At 70.1% G+C, this 16,344-nt stretch carries 29 protein-coding genes; all 29 read left to right on the top strand.

The window, feature by feature from the left end:
* Positions 1–28 precede the first annotated feature (28 nt).
* The gene (tuf, locus tag ACI79G_RS19785) at positions 29–1,222 is read left to right on the top strand and encodes an elongation factor Tu (RefSeq protein ID WP_448617468.1); all 1,194 of its coding nucleotides are present in this window, start codon (positions 29–31) and stop codon (positions 1,220–1,222) included.
* A gap of 167 nt (positions 1,223–1,389) precedes the next feature.
* On the top strand, positions 1,390–1,695 hold the full coding sequence (rpsJ, locus tag ACI79G_RS19780) for a 30S ribosomal protein S10 (protein WP_014742859.1): 306 nt from the start codon (positions 1,390–1,392) through the stop codon (positions 1,693–1,695).
* Between the two features lie 15 nt (positions 1,696–1,710).
* Entirely contained in the window at positions 1,711–2,376 is a 666-nt protein-coding gene (gene rplC / locus ACI79G_RS19775; RefSeq protein ID WP_091213417.1) for a 50S ribosomal protein L3, read from the top strand.
* Positions 2,373–3,350, top strand: coding sequence for a 50S ribosomal protein L4 (gene rplD, locus ACI79G_RS19770; RefSeq protein ID WP_456882784.1), 978 nt, complete (start codon positions 2,373–2,375; stop codon positions 3,348–3,350). The genes rplC and rplD overlap by 4 nt, the downstream gene beginning before the upstream one ends.
* Positions 3,347–3,649 carry a 50S ribosomal protein L23 gene (gene rplW, locus ACI79G_RS19765; RefSeq protein WP_091213413.1) on the top strand — a complete coding sequence of 101 codons (303 nt, stop codon included), beginning with the start codon at positions 3,347–3,349 and terminating at the stop codon, positions 3,647–3,649. Before rplD ends, rplW begins: the two co-directional genes overlap by 4 nt.
* Positions 3,650–3,693: 44 nt before the next feature.
* Entirely contained in the window at positions 3,694–4,527 is an 834-nt protein-coding gene (gene rplB, locus ACI79G_RS19760) for a 50S ribosomal protein L2 (protein ID WP_091213410.1), read from the top strand.
* Positions 4,528–4,550: 23 nt separating this feature from the next.
* The gene (gene rpsS, locus ACI79G_RS19755) at positions 4,551–4,832 is read left to right on the top strand and encodes a 30S ribosomal protein S19 (RefSeq protein WP_012950478.1); all 282 of its coding nucleotides are present in this window, start codon (positions 4,551–4,553) and stop codon (positions 4,830–4,832) included.
* Between the two features lie 20 nt (positions 4,833–4,852).
* Complete coding sequence (gene rplV / locus ACI79G_RS19750; RefSeq protein WP_091213408.1) at positions 4,853–5,317, top strand: 50S ribosomal protein L22; 465 nt, start codon at positions 4,853–4,855, stop codon at positions 5,315–5,317.
* A complete protein-coding gene (gene rpsC, locus ACI79G_RS19745) occupies positions 5,317–6,231 on the top strand; it encodes a 30S ribosomal protein S3 (RefSeq protein WP_456882783.1) in 915 nt (304 codons plus the stop codon). The genes rplV and rpsC overlap by 1 nt, the downstream gene beginning before the upstream one ends.
* Positions 6,232–6,234: 3 nt before the next feature.
* The gene (rplP, locus tag ACI79G_RS19740) at positions 6,235–6,651 is read left to right on the top strand and encodes a 50S ribosomal protein L16 (RefSeq protein ID WP_091213405.1); all 417 of its coding nucleotides are present in this window, start codon (positions 6,235–6,237) and stop codon (positions 6,649–6,651) included.
* Positions 6,651–6,884: a 50S ribosomal protein L29 gene (rpmC, locus tag ACI79G_RS19735; protein WP_091213403.1), complete on the top strand. Its 234-nt coding sequence runs from the start codon at positions 6,651–6,653 to the stop codon at positions 6,882–6,884. Before rplP ends, rpmC begins: the two co-directional genes overlap by 1 nt.
* Complete coding sequence (gene rpsQ / locus ACI79G_RS19730) at positions 6,881–7,195, top strand: 30S ribosomal protein S17 (RefSeq protein WP_342705390.1); 315 nt, start codon at positions 6,881–6,883, stop codon at positions 7,193–7,195. The genes rpmC and rpsQ overlap by 4 nt, the downstream gene beginning before the upstream one ends.
* Positions 7,196–7,417: 222 nt before the next feature.
* Positions 7,418–7,786, top strand: coding sequence for a 50S ribosomal protein L14 (rplN, locus tag ACI79G_RS19725; RefSeq protein WP_012950472.1), 369 nt, complete (start codon positions 7,418–7,420; stop codon positions 7,784–7,786).
* 2 nt (positions 7,787–7,788) lie between these two features.
* The gene (rplX, locus tag ACI79G_RS19720; protein WP_425284244.1) at positions 7,789–8,142 is read left to right on the top strand and encodes a 50S ribosomal protein L24; all 354 of its coding nucleotides are present in this window, start codon (positions 7,789–7,791) and stop codon (positions 8,140–8,142) included.
* 4 nt (positions 8,143–8,146) lie between these two features.
* Complete coding sequence (rplE, locus tag ACI79G_RS19715; protein ID WP_456882782.1) at positions 8,147–8,731, top strand: 50S ribosomal protein L5; 585 nt, start codon at positions 8,147–8,149, stop codon at positions 8,729–8,731.
* Between the two features lie 21 nt (positions 8,732–8,752).
* Positions 8,753–8,938, top strand: a complete 186-nt coding sequence (locus tag ACI79G_RS19710; protein WP_012950469.1) for a type Z 30S ribosomal protein S14 — start codon at positions 8,753–8,755, stop codon at positions 8,936–8,938.
* Positions 8,939–9,131: 193 nt separating this feature from the next.
* Entirely contained in the window at positions 9,132–9,536 is a 405-nt protein-coding gene (gene rpsH, locus ACI79G_RS19705; protein ID WP_448617472.1) for a 30S ribosomal protein S8, read from the top strand.
* A gap of 12 nt (positions 9,537–9,548) precedes the next feature.
* Positions 9,549–10,088, top strand: a complete 540-nt coding sequence (gene rplF / locus ACI79G_RS19700) for a 50S ribosomal protein L6 (protein ID WP_091213397.1) — start codon at positions 9,549–9,551, stop codon at positions 10,086–10,088.
* Entirely contained in the window at positions 10,088–10,498 is a 411-nt protein-coding gene (rplR, locus tag ACI79G_RS19695; RefSeq protein ID WP_456882781.1) for a 50S ribosomal protein L18, read from the top strand. Before rplF ends, rplR begins: the two co-directional genes overlap by 1 nt.
* Before the next feature lie 31 nt (positions 10,499–10,529).
* On the top strand, positions 10,530–11,144 hold the full coding sequence (gene rpsE / locus ACI79G_RS19690) for a 30S ribosomal protein S5 (protein WP_012950465.1): 615 nt from the start codon (positions 10,530–10,532) through the stop codon (positions 11,142–11,144).
* Between the two features lies 1 nt (position 11,145).
* A complete protein-coding gene (rpmD, locus tag ACI79G_RS19685) occupies positions 11,146–11,352 on the top strand; it encodes a 50S ribosomal protein L30 (RefSeq protein ID WP_456882780.1) in 207 nt (68 codons plus the stop codon).
* Between the two features lies 1 nt (position 11,353).
* Positions 11,354–11,797 (top strand): 50S ribosomal protein L15, encoded by a 444-nt coding sequence (rplO, locus tag ACI79G_RS19680; RefSeq protein WP_091213391.1) that lies wholly within the window; start codon positions 11,354–11,356, stop codon positions 11,795–11,797.
* A gap of 112 nt (positions 11,798–11,909) precedes the next feature.
* A complete protein-coding gene (gene secY, locus ACI79G_RS19675) occupies positions 11,910–13,220 on the top strand; it encodes a preprotein translocase subunit SecY (RefSeq protein ID WP_456882779.1) in 1,311 nt (436 codons plus the stop codon).
* Positions 13,220–13,828 (top strand): adenylate kinase, encoded by a 609-nt coding sequence (locus ACI79G_RS19670; RefSeq protein WP_456882778.1) that lies wholly within the window; start codon positions 13,220–13,222, stop codon positions 13,826–13,828. The genes secY and ACI79G_RS19670 overlap by 1 nt, the downstream gene beginning before the upstream one ends.
* 15 nt (positions 13,829–13,843) lie before the next feature.
* A complete protein-coding gene (map, locus tag ACI79G_RS19665; RefSeq protein WP_456882777.1) occupies positions 13,844–14,704 on the top strand; it encodes a type I methionyl aminopeptidase in 861 nt (286 codons plus the stop codon).
* A 306-nt stretch (positions 14,705–15,010) separates the two neighbouring features.
* Positions 15,011–15,232 (top strand): translation initiation factor IF-1, encoded by a 222-nt coding sequence (gene infA, locus ACI79G_RS19660; RefSeq protein ID WP_012950459.1) that lies wholly within the window; start codon positions 15,011–15,013, stop codon positions 15,230–15,232.
* A 70-nt stretch (positions 15,233–15,302) separates the two neighbouring features.
* Positions 15,303–15,416 carry a 50S ribosomal protein L36 gene (gene rpmJ / locus ACI79G_RS19655; RefSeq protein ID WP_012950458.1) on the top strand — a complete coding sequence of 38 codons (114 nt, stop codon included), beginning with the start codon at positions 15,303–15,305 and terminating at the stop codon, positions 15,414–15,416.
* A 14-nt stretch (positions 15,417–15,430) separates the two neighbouring features.
* Entirely contained in the window at positions 15,431–15,811 is a 381-nt protein-coding gene (gene rpsM / locus ACI79G_RS19650) for a 30S ribosomal protein S13 (protein WP_072919093.1), read from the top strand.
* Positions 15,812–15,907: 96 nt separating this feature from the next.
* Positions 15,908–16,315, top strand: a complete 408-nt coding sequence (rpsK, locus tag ACI79G_RS19645; RefSeq protein ID WP_012950456.1) for a 30S ribosomal protein S11 — start codon at positions 15,908–15,910, stop codon at positions 16,313–16,315.
* Positions 16,316–16,344 lie beyond the last annotated feature (29 nt).

Here is a 16,344-nt window from a genome sequence, read left to right as displayed (position 1 = left end):
ACTGCGACACCACGAGGAGAGGAACCCAGTGGCCAAGGCCAAGTTCGAGCGGACCAAGCCGCACGTCAACATCGGCACCATCGGGCACATCGACCACGGCAAGACCACGCTGACCGCGGCGATCACCAAGGTGCTGCACGACAAGTACCCGGACCTCAACGAGGCGTCGGCCTTCGACCAGATCGACAAGGCGCCCGAGGAGAAGGCCCGCGGCATCACGATCTCGATCGCCCACGTCGAGTACCAGACGGAGAACCGTCACTACGCGCACGTCGACTGCCCCGGGCACGCCGACTACATCAAGAACATGATCACCGGTGCGGCGCAGATGGACGGCGCCATCCTGGTGGTGGCCGCCACCGACGGCCCGATGCCGCAGACCAAGGAGCACGTCCTCCTGGCCCGCCAGGTCGGCGTCCCCTACATCGTCGTGGCGCTCAACAAGGCCGACATGGTCGACGACGAGGAGATCCTCGAGCTCGTCGAGCTGGAGGTCCGTGAGCTGCTGTCCGAGTACGAGTTCCCGGGCGACGACGTCCCCGTGGTGCGCGTCTCGGCGCTCAAGGCGCTCGAGGGCGACGCCGAGTGGGGCGACAAGCTCATGGAGCTGATGAACGCCGTCGACACCGCCATCCCCGAGCCGCAGCGTGAGGTCGACAAGCCCTTCCTCATGCCGGTCGAGGACGTCTTCACCATCACCGGTCGCGGCACCGTCGTCACCGGTCGCGTGGAGCGCGGCATCGTCAAGGTGAACGAGGAGGTCGAGATCGTCGGCATCCGTCCCTCGTCGACCAAGACCACCGTCACCGGCGTCGAGATGTTCCGCAAGCTGCTCGACCAGGGCCAGGCCGGCGACAACGTGGGTCTGCTGCTCCGCGGCATCAAGCGCGAGGACGTCGAGCGCGGTCAGGTCGTCGTGAAGCCGGGTTCGATCACCCCGCACACCAACTTCGAGGGTTCGGTCTACATCCTCTCGAAGGACGAGGGTGGTCGTCACACGCCCTTCTTCAACAACTACCGTCCGCAGTTCTACTTCCGGACCACGGACGTCACGGGCGTCGTGACCCTGCCGGCCGGCACCGAGATGGTCATGCCGGGCGACAACACCGAGATGACGGTCGAGCTCATCCAGCCGATCGCCATGGAGGAGGGCCTGCGGTTCGCCATCCGTGAGGGTGGCCGCACCGTCGGCGCCGGTCGCGTCACCAAGATCATCAAGTAACACCCCCGACGGGCGGCGGCACACCCCTGTGCCGCCGCCCGTCCTCGGGTGGCCGCGCCATGTGGGCACGGCCACCCATCCCGCTGGGGCCAGACCGGATGAGGTCCGGACCACCCGGCGTTCCCCAGCTACGAACAGACACCGATCGGCAGGAGCAGAAGACAGCGATGGCGGGACAGAAGATCCGCATCCGGCTGAAGGCCTACGACCACGAGGCGATCGACGCCTCGGCGCGGCGCATCGTCGACACGGTGACCAAGACCGGTGCGCGCGTCGTCGGCCCGGTGCCGCTGCCGACGGAGAAGAACGTGTACTGCGTCATCCGCTCGCCGCACAAGTACAAGGACTCGCGCGAGCACTTCGAGATGCGCACGCACAAGCGCCTCATCGACATCCTCGACCCGACGCCGAAGACGGTCGACGCGCTCATGCGCATCGACCTGCCGGCCTCGGTCGACGTCAACATCCAGTAAGGGCAGTCAGCAGACATGGCGAGCACATTCCGTGGTCTCCTCGGCGAGAAGCTGGGCATGACCCAGGTCTTCGACGAGAACAACCGCATCGTGCCGGTGACCGTCGTCAAGGCGGGCCCGTGTGTGGTGACCCAGGTGCGCACCCCCGAGGTCGACGGCTACAGCGCCGTCCAGCTCGGCTTCGGTGAGATCGACCCGCGCAAGGTGAACAAGCCCGAGGGCGGGCACTTCGCCAAGGCGGGCGTGACGCCGCGGCGCCACCTGGTGGAGCTGCGCACGAAGGACGCGTCGGACTACACGGTCGGCCAGGAGCTGACCGCCGAGGTCTTCGACGGCGTGGCCAAGGTCGACGTCATCGGCACCAGCAAGGGCAAGGGCACGGCCGGTGTCATGAAGCGGCACGGCTTCCGCGGTCTGGGTGCCGCGCACGGTACCCAGCGCAAGCACCGGTCGCCCGGTTCCATCGGCGGGGCCTCGACGCCCGGCCGCGTGTTCAAGGGCCTGCGCATGGCCGGCCGCATGGGCGCGGTGAAGACGACGACCCTGTCGCTCAACGTGCACAAGGTGGACGTCGAGCGCGGGCTGCTGCTGATCAAGGGCGCGATCCCCGGCCCGAAGGGCGGCCTCGTGCTCGTCCGCTCGGCCGTCAAGGGCGGGCCCGTGGGGAGTGAGAACCAGTGACCACGTCCATCACCGGTGGGGCCACCGGCACCCGGACCGACCGGCAGGTCGACGTCCGGACCCCGGCGGGGGAGACCTCCGGCAGCGTCACGCTGCCCGGTGAGCTCTTCGACGCGTCGGCCAACGTCTCGCTGATGCACCAGGTCGTGGTGGCCCAGCTGGCCGCCGCGCGCCAGGGCACGCACGCGACGAAGACCCGTGGCCAGGTCAGCGGCGGTGGTATCAAGCCCTACCGCCAGAAGGGCACCGGCCGCGCGCGGCAGGGCTCGATCCGGGCACCGCAGTTCACCGGCGGTGGCACCGTCCACGGCCCCCAGCCGCGCGACTACTCGCAGAAGACCCCCAAGAAGATGAAGGCCGCCGCCCTGCGCGGTGCCCTCTCCGACCGGGCCCGCGAGAACCGCGTGCACGTGGTCAGCACCTTCGTCGACGGCGACGCCCCCAGGACCAAGGCCGCCCTGGCGACCCTGCAGTCGGTCACCCAGGCCAAGCGGGTGCTCGTGGTCCTCGACCGCGACGACACGCTGAACTGGGTGAGCCTGCGCAACCTGCCGCAGGTGCACCTGCTCGAGGCCGGCCAGCTCAACACCTACGACGTGCTGGTCGCCGACGAGGTGGTCTTCACCGAGGCCGCGCTCGCCGAGTTCGTCTCGGGGCCGGCCAGGGGTCGCGAGGTCGCCAAGCCCGACCTGACGACGCCGGACGTGCCAGGTGCCATCCCGTCGATCCAGCCGGCCGAGGGCACCACCGACCTCGACCTGGGCGAGAGCCCCGCCGAGCCGGCCCCGGAGACGACGTCCGCCGCGAGGACGGCCGCGCCGACGGCCGCCACGCCGCAGGAGGCCGCTCCGGCCACCGCCGCCGAGGCCGCCGCGGCTCCGGTCGCGCAGGCCGAGGCCGCCAACGCCGGTGCCGACGCCACGCCGCCCACCGAGGACGGCACCACCGACGCGACCCCCGAGGAGAAGGCATGAGCGTCCGCGACCCCCGGGACGTCCTGCTGTCCCCGGTCATCTCGGAGAAGAGCTACGGGCTGCTCGACGAGAACCAGTACACGTTCGTCGTCCTGCCCGAGGCCAACAAGACGCAGATCAAGATCGCGGTCGAGCAGGTCTTCAACGTGAAGGTCCTCGGCGTGAACACGGTCAACCGCCAGGGCAAGCGCAAGCGCAGCCGGGGCAACAAGCTCGGCAAGCGCAAGGACACCAAGCGCGCCATCGTCTCGCTGGCGCCCGGCGACCGCATCGAGATCTTCGGTGGTCCCGGCGCCTGAGCGCCGCGACCGATCGGACCAGAGACAGAGGAACTGAGTCAGCAATGGCTATCCGCAAGTACAAGCCGACGACGCCGGGCCGCCGTGGCTCCAGCGTCGCCGACTTCGCCGAGGTCACCCGCGACCATCCCGAGAAGTCGCTGGTCCGGCCGCTGCACGGTCGCGGCGGGCGCAACGTCCACGGGAAGGTCACCGCGCGGCACCAGGGCGGCGGGCACAAGCGCGCCTACCGGGTCATCGACTTCCGCCGGGCCGACAAGGACGGCGTGCCGGCCAAGGTCGCGCACATCGAGTACGACCCGAACCGCACCTCGCGCATCGCGCTGCTGCACTTCGCCGACGGCGAGAAGCGCTACATCATCGCGCCGGCCCGGCTGAAGCAGGGCGACACGGTGGAGTGCGGCCCCTCGGCCGACATCAAGCCGGGCAACAACCTGCCGCTGCGCAACATCCCCGTCGGCACGGTGGTCCACGCCATCGAGCTGCGGCCCGGTGGCGGCGCCAAGATCGCCCGTTCGGCCGGCACCAGCGTCCAGCTGGTCGCCCGTGAGGGCCGCCTGGCGCAGCTGCGCATGCCGTCGGGCGAGATCCGCAACGTCGACGTCCGCTGCCGCGCGACCGTCGGCGAGGTGGGCAACGCCGAGCAGTCGAACATCAACTGGGGCAAGGCCGGCCGCATGCGGTGGAAGGGCAAGCGCCCGACCGTCCGCGGTGTCGCCATGAACCCGGTGGACCACCCGCACGGCGGTGGTGAGGGCAAGACCTCCGGTGGTCGCCACCCGGTGAACCCGAAGGGCAAGCCGGAGGGCCGCACGCGCAAGCGCAAGGCCAGTGATGCCCTGATCGTGCGCCGCCGGCGCACCAACAAGAAGCGCTGAGCGGGTAGAGGAGTCCGACAGACATGCCACGCAGCCTCAAGAAGGGCCCGTTCGTCGACGACCACCTGCTCAAGAAGGTGGACGCGCAGAACGACAAGGGCACCAAGAACGTCATCCGGACCTGGTCGCGCCGTTCGACGATCATCCCGGACATGCTCGGCCACACGATCGCCGTCCACGACGGCCGCAAGCACGTGCCGGTCTTCGTGACCGAGGCGATGGTCGGGCACAAGCTCGGCGAGTTCGCCCCCACCCGCACCTTCCGTGGGCACGTGAAGGACGACCGCCGGTCCCGGCGCGGCTGACCAGGTAGAGAGAGATTCCCATGACATCCCAGCTGGGACAGGAGACGCCGGTCGCCCGGGCCACCGCCCGGTTCGTCCGCGTCACCCCCATGAAGGCACGCCGGGTGGTGGACCTCATCCGCTACCTGCCGACCGACGAGGCCCTGGCACTGCTGCGCTACGCGCCGCAGGCCGCCAGCGAGCCGGTCCTCAAGGTGGTCGCCAGCGCGGTCGCCAACGCCGAGCACAACCTGCGGCTCGACCCCGCGGCGCTGGTCGTCAGCGCGGCGTACGTCGACGAGGGCCCGACCCTGAAGCGGATCCGTCCGCGCGCCCAGGGCCGCGCCTACCGCATCAACAAGCGGACCTGCCACATCACCGTCGAGGTCGCGGAGGTCTCCTCCAGCACCGAGCTCGCCGGCAAGTCGCGCACGGCCCGCCGCCGCACCGGCCAGTCCGGCCCGGCTGCGCAGCAGAAGAGCAACACGAGAGGAGGGACCCGCTAGTGGGTCAGAAGGTCAACCCGCACGGGTTCCGTCTGGGCATCACCACCGACTACAAGTCCCGGTGGTACGCCGACAAGCTGTACAAGGACTACGTCAAGGAAGACGTCGCGATCCGCAAGCTCATGTCCAAGGGCATGGAGCGGGCCGGCATCTCCAAGGTCGAGATCGAGCGCACCCGCGACCGGGTCCGGGTCGACATCCACACCGCCCGGCCGGGCATCGTCATCGGCCGCCGCGGCGCGGAGGCCGACCGCATCCGCGGCGAGCTGGAGAAGCTCACCGGCAAGCAGGTGCAGCTGAACATCCTCGAGGTGAAGAACCCCGAGGCCGACGCGCAGCTGGTCGCCCAGGGCGTCGCCGAGCAGCTCTCCAGCCGGGTCAGCTTCCGCCGCGCCATGCGCAAGGCCATGCAGTCGGCCCAGCGCAGCCCGCAGGTCAAGGGCATCCGGGTGCAGTGCTCCGGTCGCCTGGGTGGCACCGAGATGAGCCGGTCGGAGTTCTACCGCGAGGGTCGCGTGCCGCTGCACACCCTCCGGGCGAACATCGACTACGGCATCTACGAGGCCCGGACCACCTTCGGCCGCATCGGCGTGAAGGTCTGGATCTACAAGGGCGACGTCAGCGGCTCCCGTGCCGAGCGGGAGGCCCTCGAGGCCCTCGCCGCCCGGCAGCAGCGCCGTGAGCGCTCGCAGCGGCCGCGTCGCTCGGGTTCCTCGGGCACCACCGCCGGCGGGACCGAGGCCGGCCGCGCCGCCGCCGAGACCTCGACCGGCCCGGCCGTCGACACCACCGACAGCGCGGTGGCCGCGACCTCCGGCGAGGTCGCTGCCCAGCAGTCCGTCGCCGACGCCGCCGGCCCCGAGGCCACCGCTGCGGCCGAGACCACGGCCGCGCAGAACCCCACGGAGGGCTGACACGTGCTGATCCCACGGCGCGTCAAGCACCGCAAGCAGCACCACCCGAGCCGCTCGGGTCGTGCCAAGGGCGGTACCCAGATCAACTTCGGCGAGTACGCCATCCAGGCGCTCGAGCCGGCGTACGTGACCAACCGGCAGATCGAGTCCGCTCGTATCGCCATGACCCGCCACATCCGCCGTGGCGGGAAGGTCTGGATCTCCATCTACCCGGACCGCCCGCTCACCAAGAAGCCGGCCGAGACCCGCATGGGTTCCGGTAAGGGCTCGCCGGAGTGGTGGGTCGCCAACGTCAAGCCGGGCCGGATCATGTTCGAGCTGTCGGGCGTGGCCGAGCCGGTGGCCCGCGAGGCGATGCGCCGCGCGATCCACAAGCTGCCGATGAAGTGCCGCTTCATCACTCGTGAAGGAGAGGTGTGATGGCCGCCGGTCTGACCGCTCCCGAGCTGCGTGAGCTCTCCGCCGAGGAGCTCGCCACGCGGCTGCGCGAGTCGAAGGAAGAACTGTTCAACCTGCGGTTCCAGGTGGCCACCGGTCAGCTGGACAACAACCGGCGGCTGCAGACCGTCCGCCGCGACATCGCCCGGATCTACACGATCATGCGCGAGCGCGAGCTGGGCCTCTCGGTCGCCCCGAGCGAGGGTGTGGCATGAGCGAGCCCCAGTCGGCGGCTACGTCGAACACTGCTGCCGCGTCGGGCCCCGGCCTGGCCGGCCGTGGCTACCGCAAGGTCCGCGAGGGCCTCGTGGTCAGCGACAAGATGGACAAGACCATCGTCGTCGAGGTCGAGGACCGCGTGAAGCACGGCCTCTACGGCAAGGTCATCCGTCGCACCAGCAAGCTGAAGGCCCACGACGAGCAGCAGGTCGCCGGCATCGGTGACCGCGTGCAGATCATGGAGACCCGGCCGACGTCGGCCACCAAGCGGTGGCGGCTGGTCGAGGTCCTCGAGAAGGCCAAGTAGGCCGGCCGGGGGCCCACGCGGTCCCCACCGGAGGCGCCCTCCGGGGCGGGTCCAGGAGCGAGTACCCTGGACGACTGGCGCGCCCTACGGGTGCGCGCCCATCCCGGTACCCGTGCTCGGACGCACCGGCGGCTGACGCTGCCGGTGCGTCCGCACGTGGGTACCGGACAGCCGGTTCACCGTTCCGGCCCGGCTGTCACAACTGAGATCAGGGAGTAGGACGTGATCCAGCAGGAGTCGCGACTGCGGGTCGCCGACAACACCGGTGCGAAGGAGATCCTCTGCATCCGGGTGCTCGGCGGGTCGGGGCGACGCTACGCGGGCATCGGCGACGTCATCGTCGCCACCGTCAAGGACGCGCTGCCCGGTGCGGGGGTCAAGCGGGGCGACGTCGTCAAGGCCGTCGTCGTCCGCACGGTGAAGGAGCGTCGTCGTCCGGACGGCTCCTACATCCGCTTCGACGAGAACGCCGCCGTCATCATCCGCGACAGCGGCGACCCGCGCGGTACGCGCATCTTCGGCCCGGTGGGCCGTGAGCTGCGCGACAAGCGCTTCATGCGGATCATCTCGCTCGCTCCGGAGGTGCTGTGACCATGGCTGCGAAGAAGGACACGACGGCCAAGGCGCCGTCGATGAAGGTCAAGAAGGGCGACACCGTCGTGGTGCTGTCCGGCAAGGACAAGGGCGCCAAGGGCCGGGTGATCGCCGCCTACCCGAAGCTGCAGAAGGTCCTCGTCGAGGGCGTGGGCCGGGTCAAGAAGCACACCCGGATCAGCTCCAACCAGCGTGGTGCCCAGTCGGGCGGGATCGTCACGCAGGAGGCTCCCATCCACGTGAGCAACGTGATGGTGATCGACTCCGAGGACAAGCCGACCCGGGTCGGCTACCGCAAGGACGAGGAAGGCCGCAGCATCCGGGTCTCGCGGCGCACCGGTAAGGACCTCTGACGCCATGAGTGCACCCACCCGTGAGCTGCCCCGCATGCTCGCCCACTACCGCGACCAGATCGTCCCGGCGCTGCAGAGCGAGTTCGGCTACGAGAACGTCATGCAGATCCCGCGGCTGACCAAGATCGTCGTCAACATGGGCGTCGGCGAGGCCACCCGCGACGCCAAGCTGATGGACGGCGCGGTCCGCGACCTGACCGCCATCACCGGGCAGAAGCCGGCCGTCGTCCGGGCCCGCAAGTCCATCGCGCAGTTCAAGCTGCGCGAGGGCATGCCGATCGGCGCGAAGGTCACCCTGCGCGGCGACCGCATGTGGGAGTTCCTGGACCGGCTGCTGTCGCTGGCCCTGCCCCGCATCCGTGACTTCCGCGGCCTCAACGCCAAGCAGTTCGACGGTCACGGCAACTACACGTTCGGCCTGACCGAGCAGTCGATGTTCCGCGAGATCGACGTCGACAAGATCGACCGTCCGCGCGGCATGGACATCACGCTGGTCACCACCGCCACGAACGACGAGGAGGGTCGCGAGCTCCTCCGCCTGCTGGGCTTCCCGTTCGCCGGCCAGCCCGTCGTCACCACCACCCGCTGAGCCGGGGGAGGAGACACCCACATGGCCAAGAAGGCGCTGATCAACAAGGCGGCCCGCAAGCCGAAGTTCGCGGTCCGCGGCTACACCCGGTGCCAGCGGTGCGGTCGCCCGCACTCGGTCTTCCGCAAGTTCGGCCTGTGCCGGATCTGCCTGCGGGAGATGGCGCACGCCGGCGAGCTGCCGGGCGTCAGCAAGTCCAGCTGGTGAAGTAAGAGGACCCCGTCCTCCCCACCCTTCGCGAGCTCAGGGCGGGACCCGGGACGGGCCACGAGGTGGCCTGCAGCGGGGTCGTCCCATCCACTCACTAACGCACCACCGATCGCCGAGAGGCCCGCGCGCCGAGTCCCCGAGACCCGGCGCACGAGGAACCGCGGCGAGAGAGGCAACACCCGACATGACGATGACCGACCCGATCGCGGACATGCTGACGCGGATCCGGAACGCCAACCAGGCGTACCACGACTCCACGACCATGCCGTCGTCCAAGCTGAAGACGCACATCGCCGAGATCCTCCAGCAGGAGGGCTACATCGCCGGCTGGACCGTCAACGAGGTCGAGAAGGACGGCACCACCCGCAAGGAGCTGGTGGTGGACCTCAAGTACGGCCCCAACCGTGAGCGGAGCATCGCCGGCGTCCGGCGCGTCTCCAAGCCCGGTCTGCGGGTGTACGCCAAGTCCAACGCGCTGCCGAAGGTGCTCGGCGGCCTCGGGGTGGCCATCATCTCCACCTCGACCGGGCTGCTGACCGACCGCCAGGCGAACAAGAAGGGCGTGGGTGGGGAAGTCCTCGCCTACGTCTGGTGAGGAGCGAGTGACATGTCGCGGATCGGACGACTGCCGATTCCCGTGCCCGGTGGTGTGGACGTCACCATCGACGGCCAGACGCTGAGCGTCAAGGGTCCCAAGGGCACGCTGAACCACACCGTCGCCTCGCCGATCACCGTCGAGCGCGGCGAGGACGGCACGCTGCAGGTGCAGCGCCCTGACGACGAGCGGGAGAGCCGGGCCCTGCACGGGCTGTCGCGCACGCTCATCGCCAACATGATCACCGGCGTCACCGAGGGCTACACCAAGACCCTCGAGATCGTCGGCGTCGGGTACCGCGTGCAGGCCCGCGGGTCGGACCTCGAGTTCGCCCTGGGCTACAGCCACCCGGTGCCGGTGAGGGCCCCCGAGGGCATCACCTTCACCGTCGAGTCCCCGACCCGTCTGCGGGTGACCGGGATCGACAAGCAGCTGGTGGGCCAGGTCGCGGCCAACATCCGTGGACTGCGCCGTCCGGACCCGTACAAGGGCAAGGGCGTGCGGTACCAGGGCGAGGTCGTCAAGCGCAAGGTCGGGAAGACGGGTAAGTGATGGCACAGACCGAGAAGAGCGGTGCTCGGGTGCACAAGCCCGTGGGCACCGACGTCAGCACCGCGCGGCGGGTCGCCCGCCTGCGCCGGCACACCCGGCTGCGCAAGCGCGTGGCGGGCACCCCGGAGCGCCCGCGCCTGGTGGTCAACCGCAGCTCGCGGCACATCCACGTCCAGGTCGTCGACGACACCGTCGGCCGTACCCTGGTGAGTGCCTCGACGCTGGACGCCAGCCTGCGCAGCGCCGAGGGCGACAAGTCCACGCTGGCCCGCCGGGTCGGCGCCCTGGTGGCCGAGCGCGCCAAGGCCGCCGGCATCACCGCGGTCGTCTTCGACCGGGGCGGCAACCGGTACCAGGGCCGCATCGCGGCGCTGGCCGACGGCGCCCGCGAGGGCGGCCTGGACTTCTGATGAGCTACAAGCAGATCGAGAGGGACGTCTGATGCCAGGACCACAGCGACGCGGCGGCGGCGCCGGCGGCGGCAACGACCGCCGCGACCGTCGTGACGGCGGGCGGGGGCCCGGCGGCGCGCCTGCCGAGAAGAGCAACTTCATCGAGCGCGTGGTGGCCATCAACCGCGTGTCCAAGGTCGTCAAGGGTGGTCGGCGCTTCAGCTTCACCGCCCTGGTGATCGTGGGCGACGGCGACGGCACCGTGGGCGTCGGGTACGGCAAGGCCAAGGAGGTGCCCGCGGCCATCGCCAAGGGCGTCGAGGAGGCCAAGAAGCACTTCTACAAGGTGCCGCGCATCGCCAGCACCATCCCGCACCCCGTGCAGGGTGAGGCGGCGGCCGGCGTCGTGCTGCTCAAGCCGGCCAGCCCCGGTACCGGTGTCATCGCCGGTGGCCCGGTGCGTGCCGTGCTCGAGTGCGCCGGCATCCACGACGTGCTCTCCAAGAGCCTCGGGTCGTCGAACCCGATCAACATCGTGCACGCGACCATGCAGGCGCTGAAGGAACTCGTCCGTCCCGAGGAGATCGCGGCCCGCCGCGGTCTGCCGCTCGAGGACGTCGCTCCCGCTGCCATGCTGCGGGCGCGTGCGGGCCAGGGGGTCTGAGATGGCGCAGCTGAAGGTCACCCAGATCCGGTCGGCGATCGGCACCAAGCCCAACCAGCGCCAGACGCTGCGCTCGCTGGGGCTCAAGCGGGTCAACGACTCGGTCGTCCAGGAGGACCGTCCCGAGATCCGCGGGATGGTCGCGACGGTGCCGCACCTGGTCACCGTCGAAGAGATCAGCCGAGCCACGGGCGAGAAGGGACGCTGACATGACTCTCAAGGTCCACCACCTCCGTCCGGCCCCCGGCGCCCACACCCCCAAGACCCGCGTGGGTCGCGGTGAGGGCTCCAAGGGCAAGACGGCCGGTCGCGGCACCAAGGGCACCGGCGCGCGCGGGAACACCTCCGCGCGCTTCGAGGGCGGGCAGACGCCGCTGCACATGCGGCTGCCCAAGCTCTCGGGCTTCAAGAACCCGAACAAGGTCGTCTTCCAGGTCGTCAACCTCGACCGGATCGCGGCTCTGTTCCCCCAGGGCGGCTCGGTGAACCCCGACTCCCTCGCCGAGGCCGGCGCCGTGCGCCGTGGCCAGCCGGTGAAGGTCCTCGGCACCGGCGACCTGGGCGGTGTCCAGGTGCACGTGCACGCGCACGCCTTCTCCGCGTCCGCTGCCGAGAAGATCGGCGCGGCCGGGGGCAGCACCACCCGCATCTGATCGCCGATGACCCCGGGGCACCCGCTGCGCCCCGGGGTCATCTGCTGCCCGGCCCTCCCATCGAGCGGCCGGGCTCGTTGCTAATCTCATCCGACCGAGCAGGGGAGGGCACGTGCTGCAGGCGTTCGCCGCGGCGTTCCGGACGCCAGACCTCCGGCGCAAGCTGCTGTTCTCCCTGGCGATCATCGCCGTGTACCGCCTGGGTGCCGCCATCCCCGGGCCGGGCGTCTCGGTGGAGGCCATCAACAGCTGTCTCGAGCAGGCCGAGGCCTCCGACCAGCGGGACCTCTACTCGCTGGTGAACCTCTTCTCCGGCGGCGCGCTGCTGCGGTTGTCGGTCTTCGCGCTCGGCATCATGCCGTACATCACGGCGAGCATCATCGTGCAGCTGCTGGTCGTGGTCATCCCGCGCTTCGAGCAGCTGAAGAAGGAAGGGCAGTCGGGCCAGCAGAAGCTGACCCAGTACACCCGCTACCTCACGATCGCCCTCGCGATCCTGCAGAGCACCGGCATCATCGCCCTGGCCCGCAGCGGTCAGCTCTTCCCCGGCTGCTCGCAGGACATCATCCCGTCGGACTCCATCTGGACGACGGTCGTCCTGGTGGTCGCGCTGACCGCCGGTACCGCCGTGATCATGTGGCTGGGCGAGCTCCTGACCGAGAAGGGGATCGGCAACGGCATGTCCGTGCTGATCTTCACCTCGATCGCCGCCCGGATCCCGGCCGAGGGCGGCGCGATCCTGCAGACCCGCGGCGGCGTCGTCTTCACGCTCGTCTGCCTCCTGGCCCTGGTCGTCATCGGCTCGGTCGTCTACGTCGAGCAGGCACAGCGGCGCATCCCGGTCCAGTACGCCAAGCGCATGGTCGGCCGCCGCATGTACGGCGGGACGTCGACCTACCTGCCGCTGAAGGTCAACCAGGCCGGCGTTATCCCGGTCATCTTCGCCTCGTCGCTGCTCTACCTGCCCCAGCTGATCACCCAGCTGCAGGGTGACGAGACCGGCCCGGTGCGTCAGTTCTTCGAGAACTACGTCATCGACCAGAGCAGCCCGGTGCACATCGCGATCTACTTCGGCCTGATCGTCTTCTTCACGTACTTCTACGTGTCGATCACGTTCAACCCGGAGGAGCGAGCCGAGGACATGAAGCGCTACGGCGGCTTCATCCCGGGCATCCGCCCCGGCCGGCCCACCGCCGAGTACCTGCAGTACGTGCTGTCCAGGATCACCCTGCCGGGTTCGATCTACCTGGGGCTGGTGGCAGTGTTGCCCAACCTGTTCCTCTCCATCACGCAGGAGGGGCAGAACCAGAACTTCCCGTTCGGTGGCACCGCGGTGCTGATCATGGTCGGAGTGGGGTTGGAGACGGTGAAGCAGATCGAGACGCAACTCAACCAGCGCAACTACGAAGGGTTCCTGAAGTAGTGCGCGTCGTGCTGCTGGGCCCTCCCGGAGCGGGCAAGGGGACCCAGGCGCAGATCATCGCCGGCCGGCTCGGCGTCCCGGCCATCTCGACCGGTGACATCTTCCGCGCCAACGTGAGCGGCAGCACCGAGCTCGGGCTGCAGGCCAAGAGCTACATGGACGCCGGCGACCTCGTCCCCGACGAGATCACCGTGGCCATGGTCAGGGACCGGCTGGCCGAGCCCGACGCCAAGGGCGGGTTCCTGCTCGACGGCTTCCCCCGGACGATCGCCCAGGCCGAGCAGCTGCGGGACTCCCTGCGCGAGCTCGGGAACAACCTCGACTGCGTGCTCGAGATGGTCGTGGAGGAGGACGAGCTGGTGCGCCGGCTCTCCGGGCGCCGGGTCCTCGTCGACGGTGAGTGGGTCCAGCGGGACGACGACAAGCCGGAGACCGTGCGGCACCGGCTGCAGGTCTACCGGGAACAGACCGCCCCGCTGTCGGGTTGGTACGACACCGAGGGACTGCTGACCCGCATCGACGCCATCGGCGCGGTCGAGGAGGTCACCGAGCGGGCGATGAGCGCGCTCGAGGCCTGCGGGCGTCCCGACGGGTCGGGCGCGGGCTGAGGGCAGGCGGCGCAGATGACGGCGGCGGGGATCCTCGGCCGGATCCCGCTGCTGGCGAAGTGGAGTGGACGGATGATCCAGATCAAGACGCCGCACGAGATCGAGCTCATGCGGGGTGCGGGCCTCGTCGTGGCCGGGGCCATCGCGGCCGTCCGCGCCGCGGTCCGGCCCGGCGTCACCACCGGTGAGCTGGACGCGATCGCCGAGGACCACATCCGCAGCGCCGGCGCCGTGCCGTCCTTCCTGGGCTACCACGGCTTCACCGGCAGCATCTGCGCCTCGATCAACGACGAGATCGTGCACGGCATCCCGGACCGGAGCCGCACCCTCGCCGAGGGAGACAACATCTCCATCGACTGCGGCGCCATCCTGCACGGCTGGCACGGCGACTCGGCGGTGACCGTGACCGTCGGACCGCCGTCCGCGGAGGACGCGGCGCTGATCGACGTCACTGAGCGGTCGATGTGGGCGGGCCTGGCCAAGGCGCTGGCCGGCGGGCGGCTGACCGACATCAGCCACGCCGTCGAGGAGACGATCACCGCCGAGCGGCACCCGTACGGGATCGTCGACCACTACGGCGGGCACGGCATCGGCACCGAGATGCACCAGGACCCGCACGTGCTCAACTACGGCCGCGCCGGGCGCGGCCCACGGCTGGTGCCGGGGCTGGCACTGGCCATCGAGCCGATGGTCACCGTGGGTGACCCGGCCACGGTCGAGCTCGAGGACGGCTGGACCGTGGTCACCAAGGACGGGTCGCGCGCGGCCCACTTCGAGCACACCGTCGCCATCACCCCCGAGGGCCCGTGGGTCCTCACGGCGGAGGACGGCGGCGTCGCGGGGCTGGCTCCCTACGGGATCACCCCCCGTACGTAACGAGACGGAACGACGGCCCCCTGTCCCGGGTGGCCCCCTGCAGGGTCCCGCCACGAGCTCGCGGGTGGTGGGGGCAGGGGGTCCTCGCTGTGACGAGGGCCGGGTTGGAGCGCCTCGTCGTAGCGGGGTACAGTGAACGACGGCGTTTGCGCCGCCCTGTCGTCGTGCTGTGGCCGTACGAGGCGGGGCGCCCTCGCGGGAGCGCCTGCACCACCCGTTCTGTACACCTCCGAGTGCGTCCGCCGGGCTCCGGCGTGAGCGCGCGAGGGACACCAGTACCACCGAGTCAGGGAGGCCGTGTCGGGCATGGCGAAGAAGGACGGGGCCATCGAGGTCGAGGGTCGCGTCGTCGAGCCGCTGCCCAACGCGATGTTCCGGGTCGAGCTGCAGAACGGGCACCGGGTGCTCGCCCACATCAGCGGCAAGATGCGCCAGCACTACATCCGCATCCTGCCCGAGGACCGCGTGGTCGTGGAGCTCTCGCCCTACGACCTGACCCGCGGTCGCATCGTCTACCGGTACAAGTAACCGCCGCCGCGCGCCGCCCGAGGGGCCGGCGCGCTCGGCGCACGATCGACAGGAATGAGGGGCGGCACCGGTGAAGGTCCAGCCGTCGGTGAAGAAGATCTGCGACAAGTGCAAGGTGATCCGCCGGCACGGCCGGGTCATGGTCATCTGCGACAACGCCCGCCACAAGCAGCGGCAGGGCTGAGGGAGTACCTGGACATGGCACGACTGGCCGGCGTCGACCTCCCCCGCGACAAGCGGATGGAGATCGCGCTCACCTACATCTACGGCATCGGCAAGACCCACGCCAAGGAGACCCTGGCCGCGACGGGCGTCAGCCCCGACCTGCGCGTCCGGGACCTCGGCGACGAGGACCTGCTCAAGCTGCGCGACTACATCGACGAGCACTTCCGCGTCGAGGGTGACCTGCGCCGCGAGGTGGCCGCCGACATCCGCCGCAAGGTGGAGATCGGCTGCTACCAGGGCCTGCGTCACCGCCGCGGCCTGCCCGTGCACGGGCAGCGCACCCGCACGAACGCGCGCTCGAGCAAGGGCCCGCGCAAGACCATCGCCGGCAAGAAGAAGGCCGGCAAGAAGTAAGCCGTGAGGCGCGTCGTCGCACGACCCGTGAGGGCGGGAGCGACGGCGCGCCGCTCGTGCTCATCTGGCCACTGATCAGAAGGAAACCGGAGAGACATGCCTCCCAGGGCTCGCGCCGCGGCTGGTGCCAAGAAGGTCCGCCGCAAGGAGAAGAAGAACGTCGCCCACGGCGCCGCGCACATCAAGAGCACCTTCAACAACACGATCGTGTCGATCACCGACCCCACCGGGAACGTGATCAGCTGGGCCTCCGCCGGCCACGTCGGCTTCAAGGGCTCGCGCAAGTCCACGCCGTTCGCCGCGCAGATGGCCGCCGAGAACGCCGCGCGCAAGGCGCAGGAGCACGGCATGCGCAAGGTCGACGTCTTCGTCAAGGGCCCCGGCTCCGGCCGTGAGACCGCCATCCGGTCCCTCCAGGCCACCGGCCTCGAGGTCGGTCAGATCCAGGACGTGACCCCGCAGCCGCACAACGGCTGCCGCCCGAAGAAGCGCCGCCGGGTCTGACCGGCCACAGACGAGACTGACGAGGAGTA

The sequence above is a fragment of the Geodermatophilus sp. SYSU D00779 genome, assembly GCF_054050595.1.
Note: the sequence above shows the minus strand (reverse complement) of the source record. Positions and strands in the feature narration are given on the sequence as shown.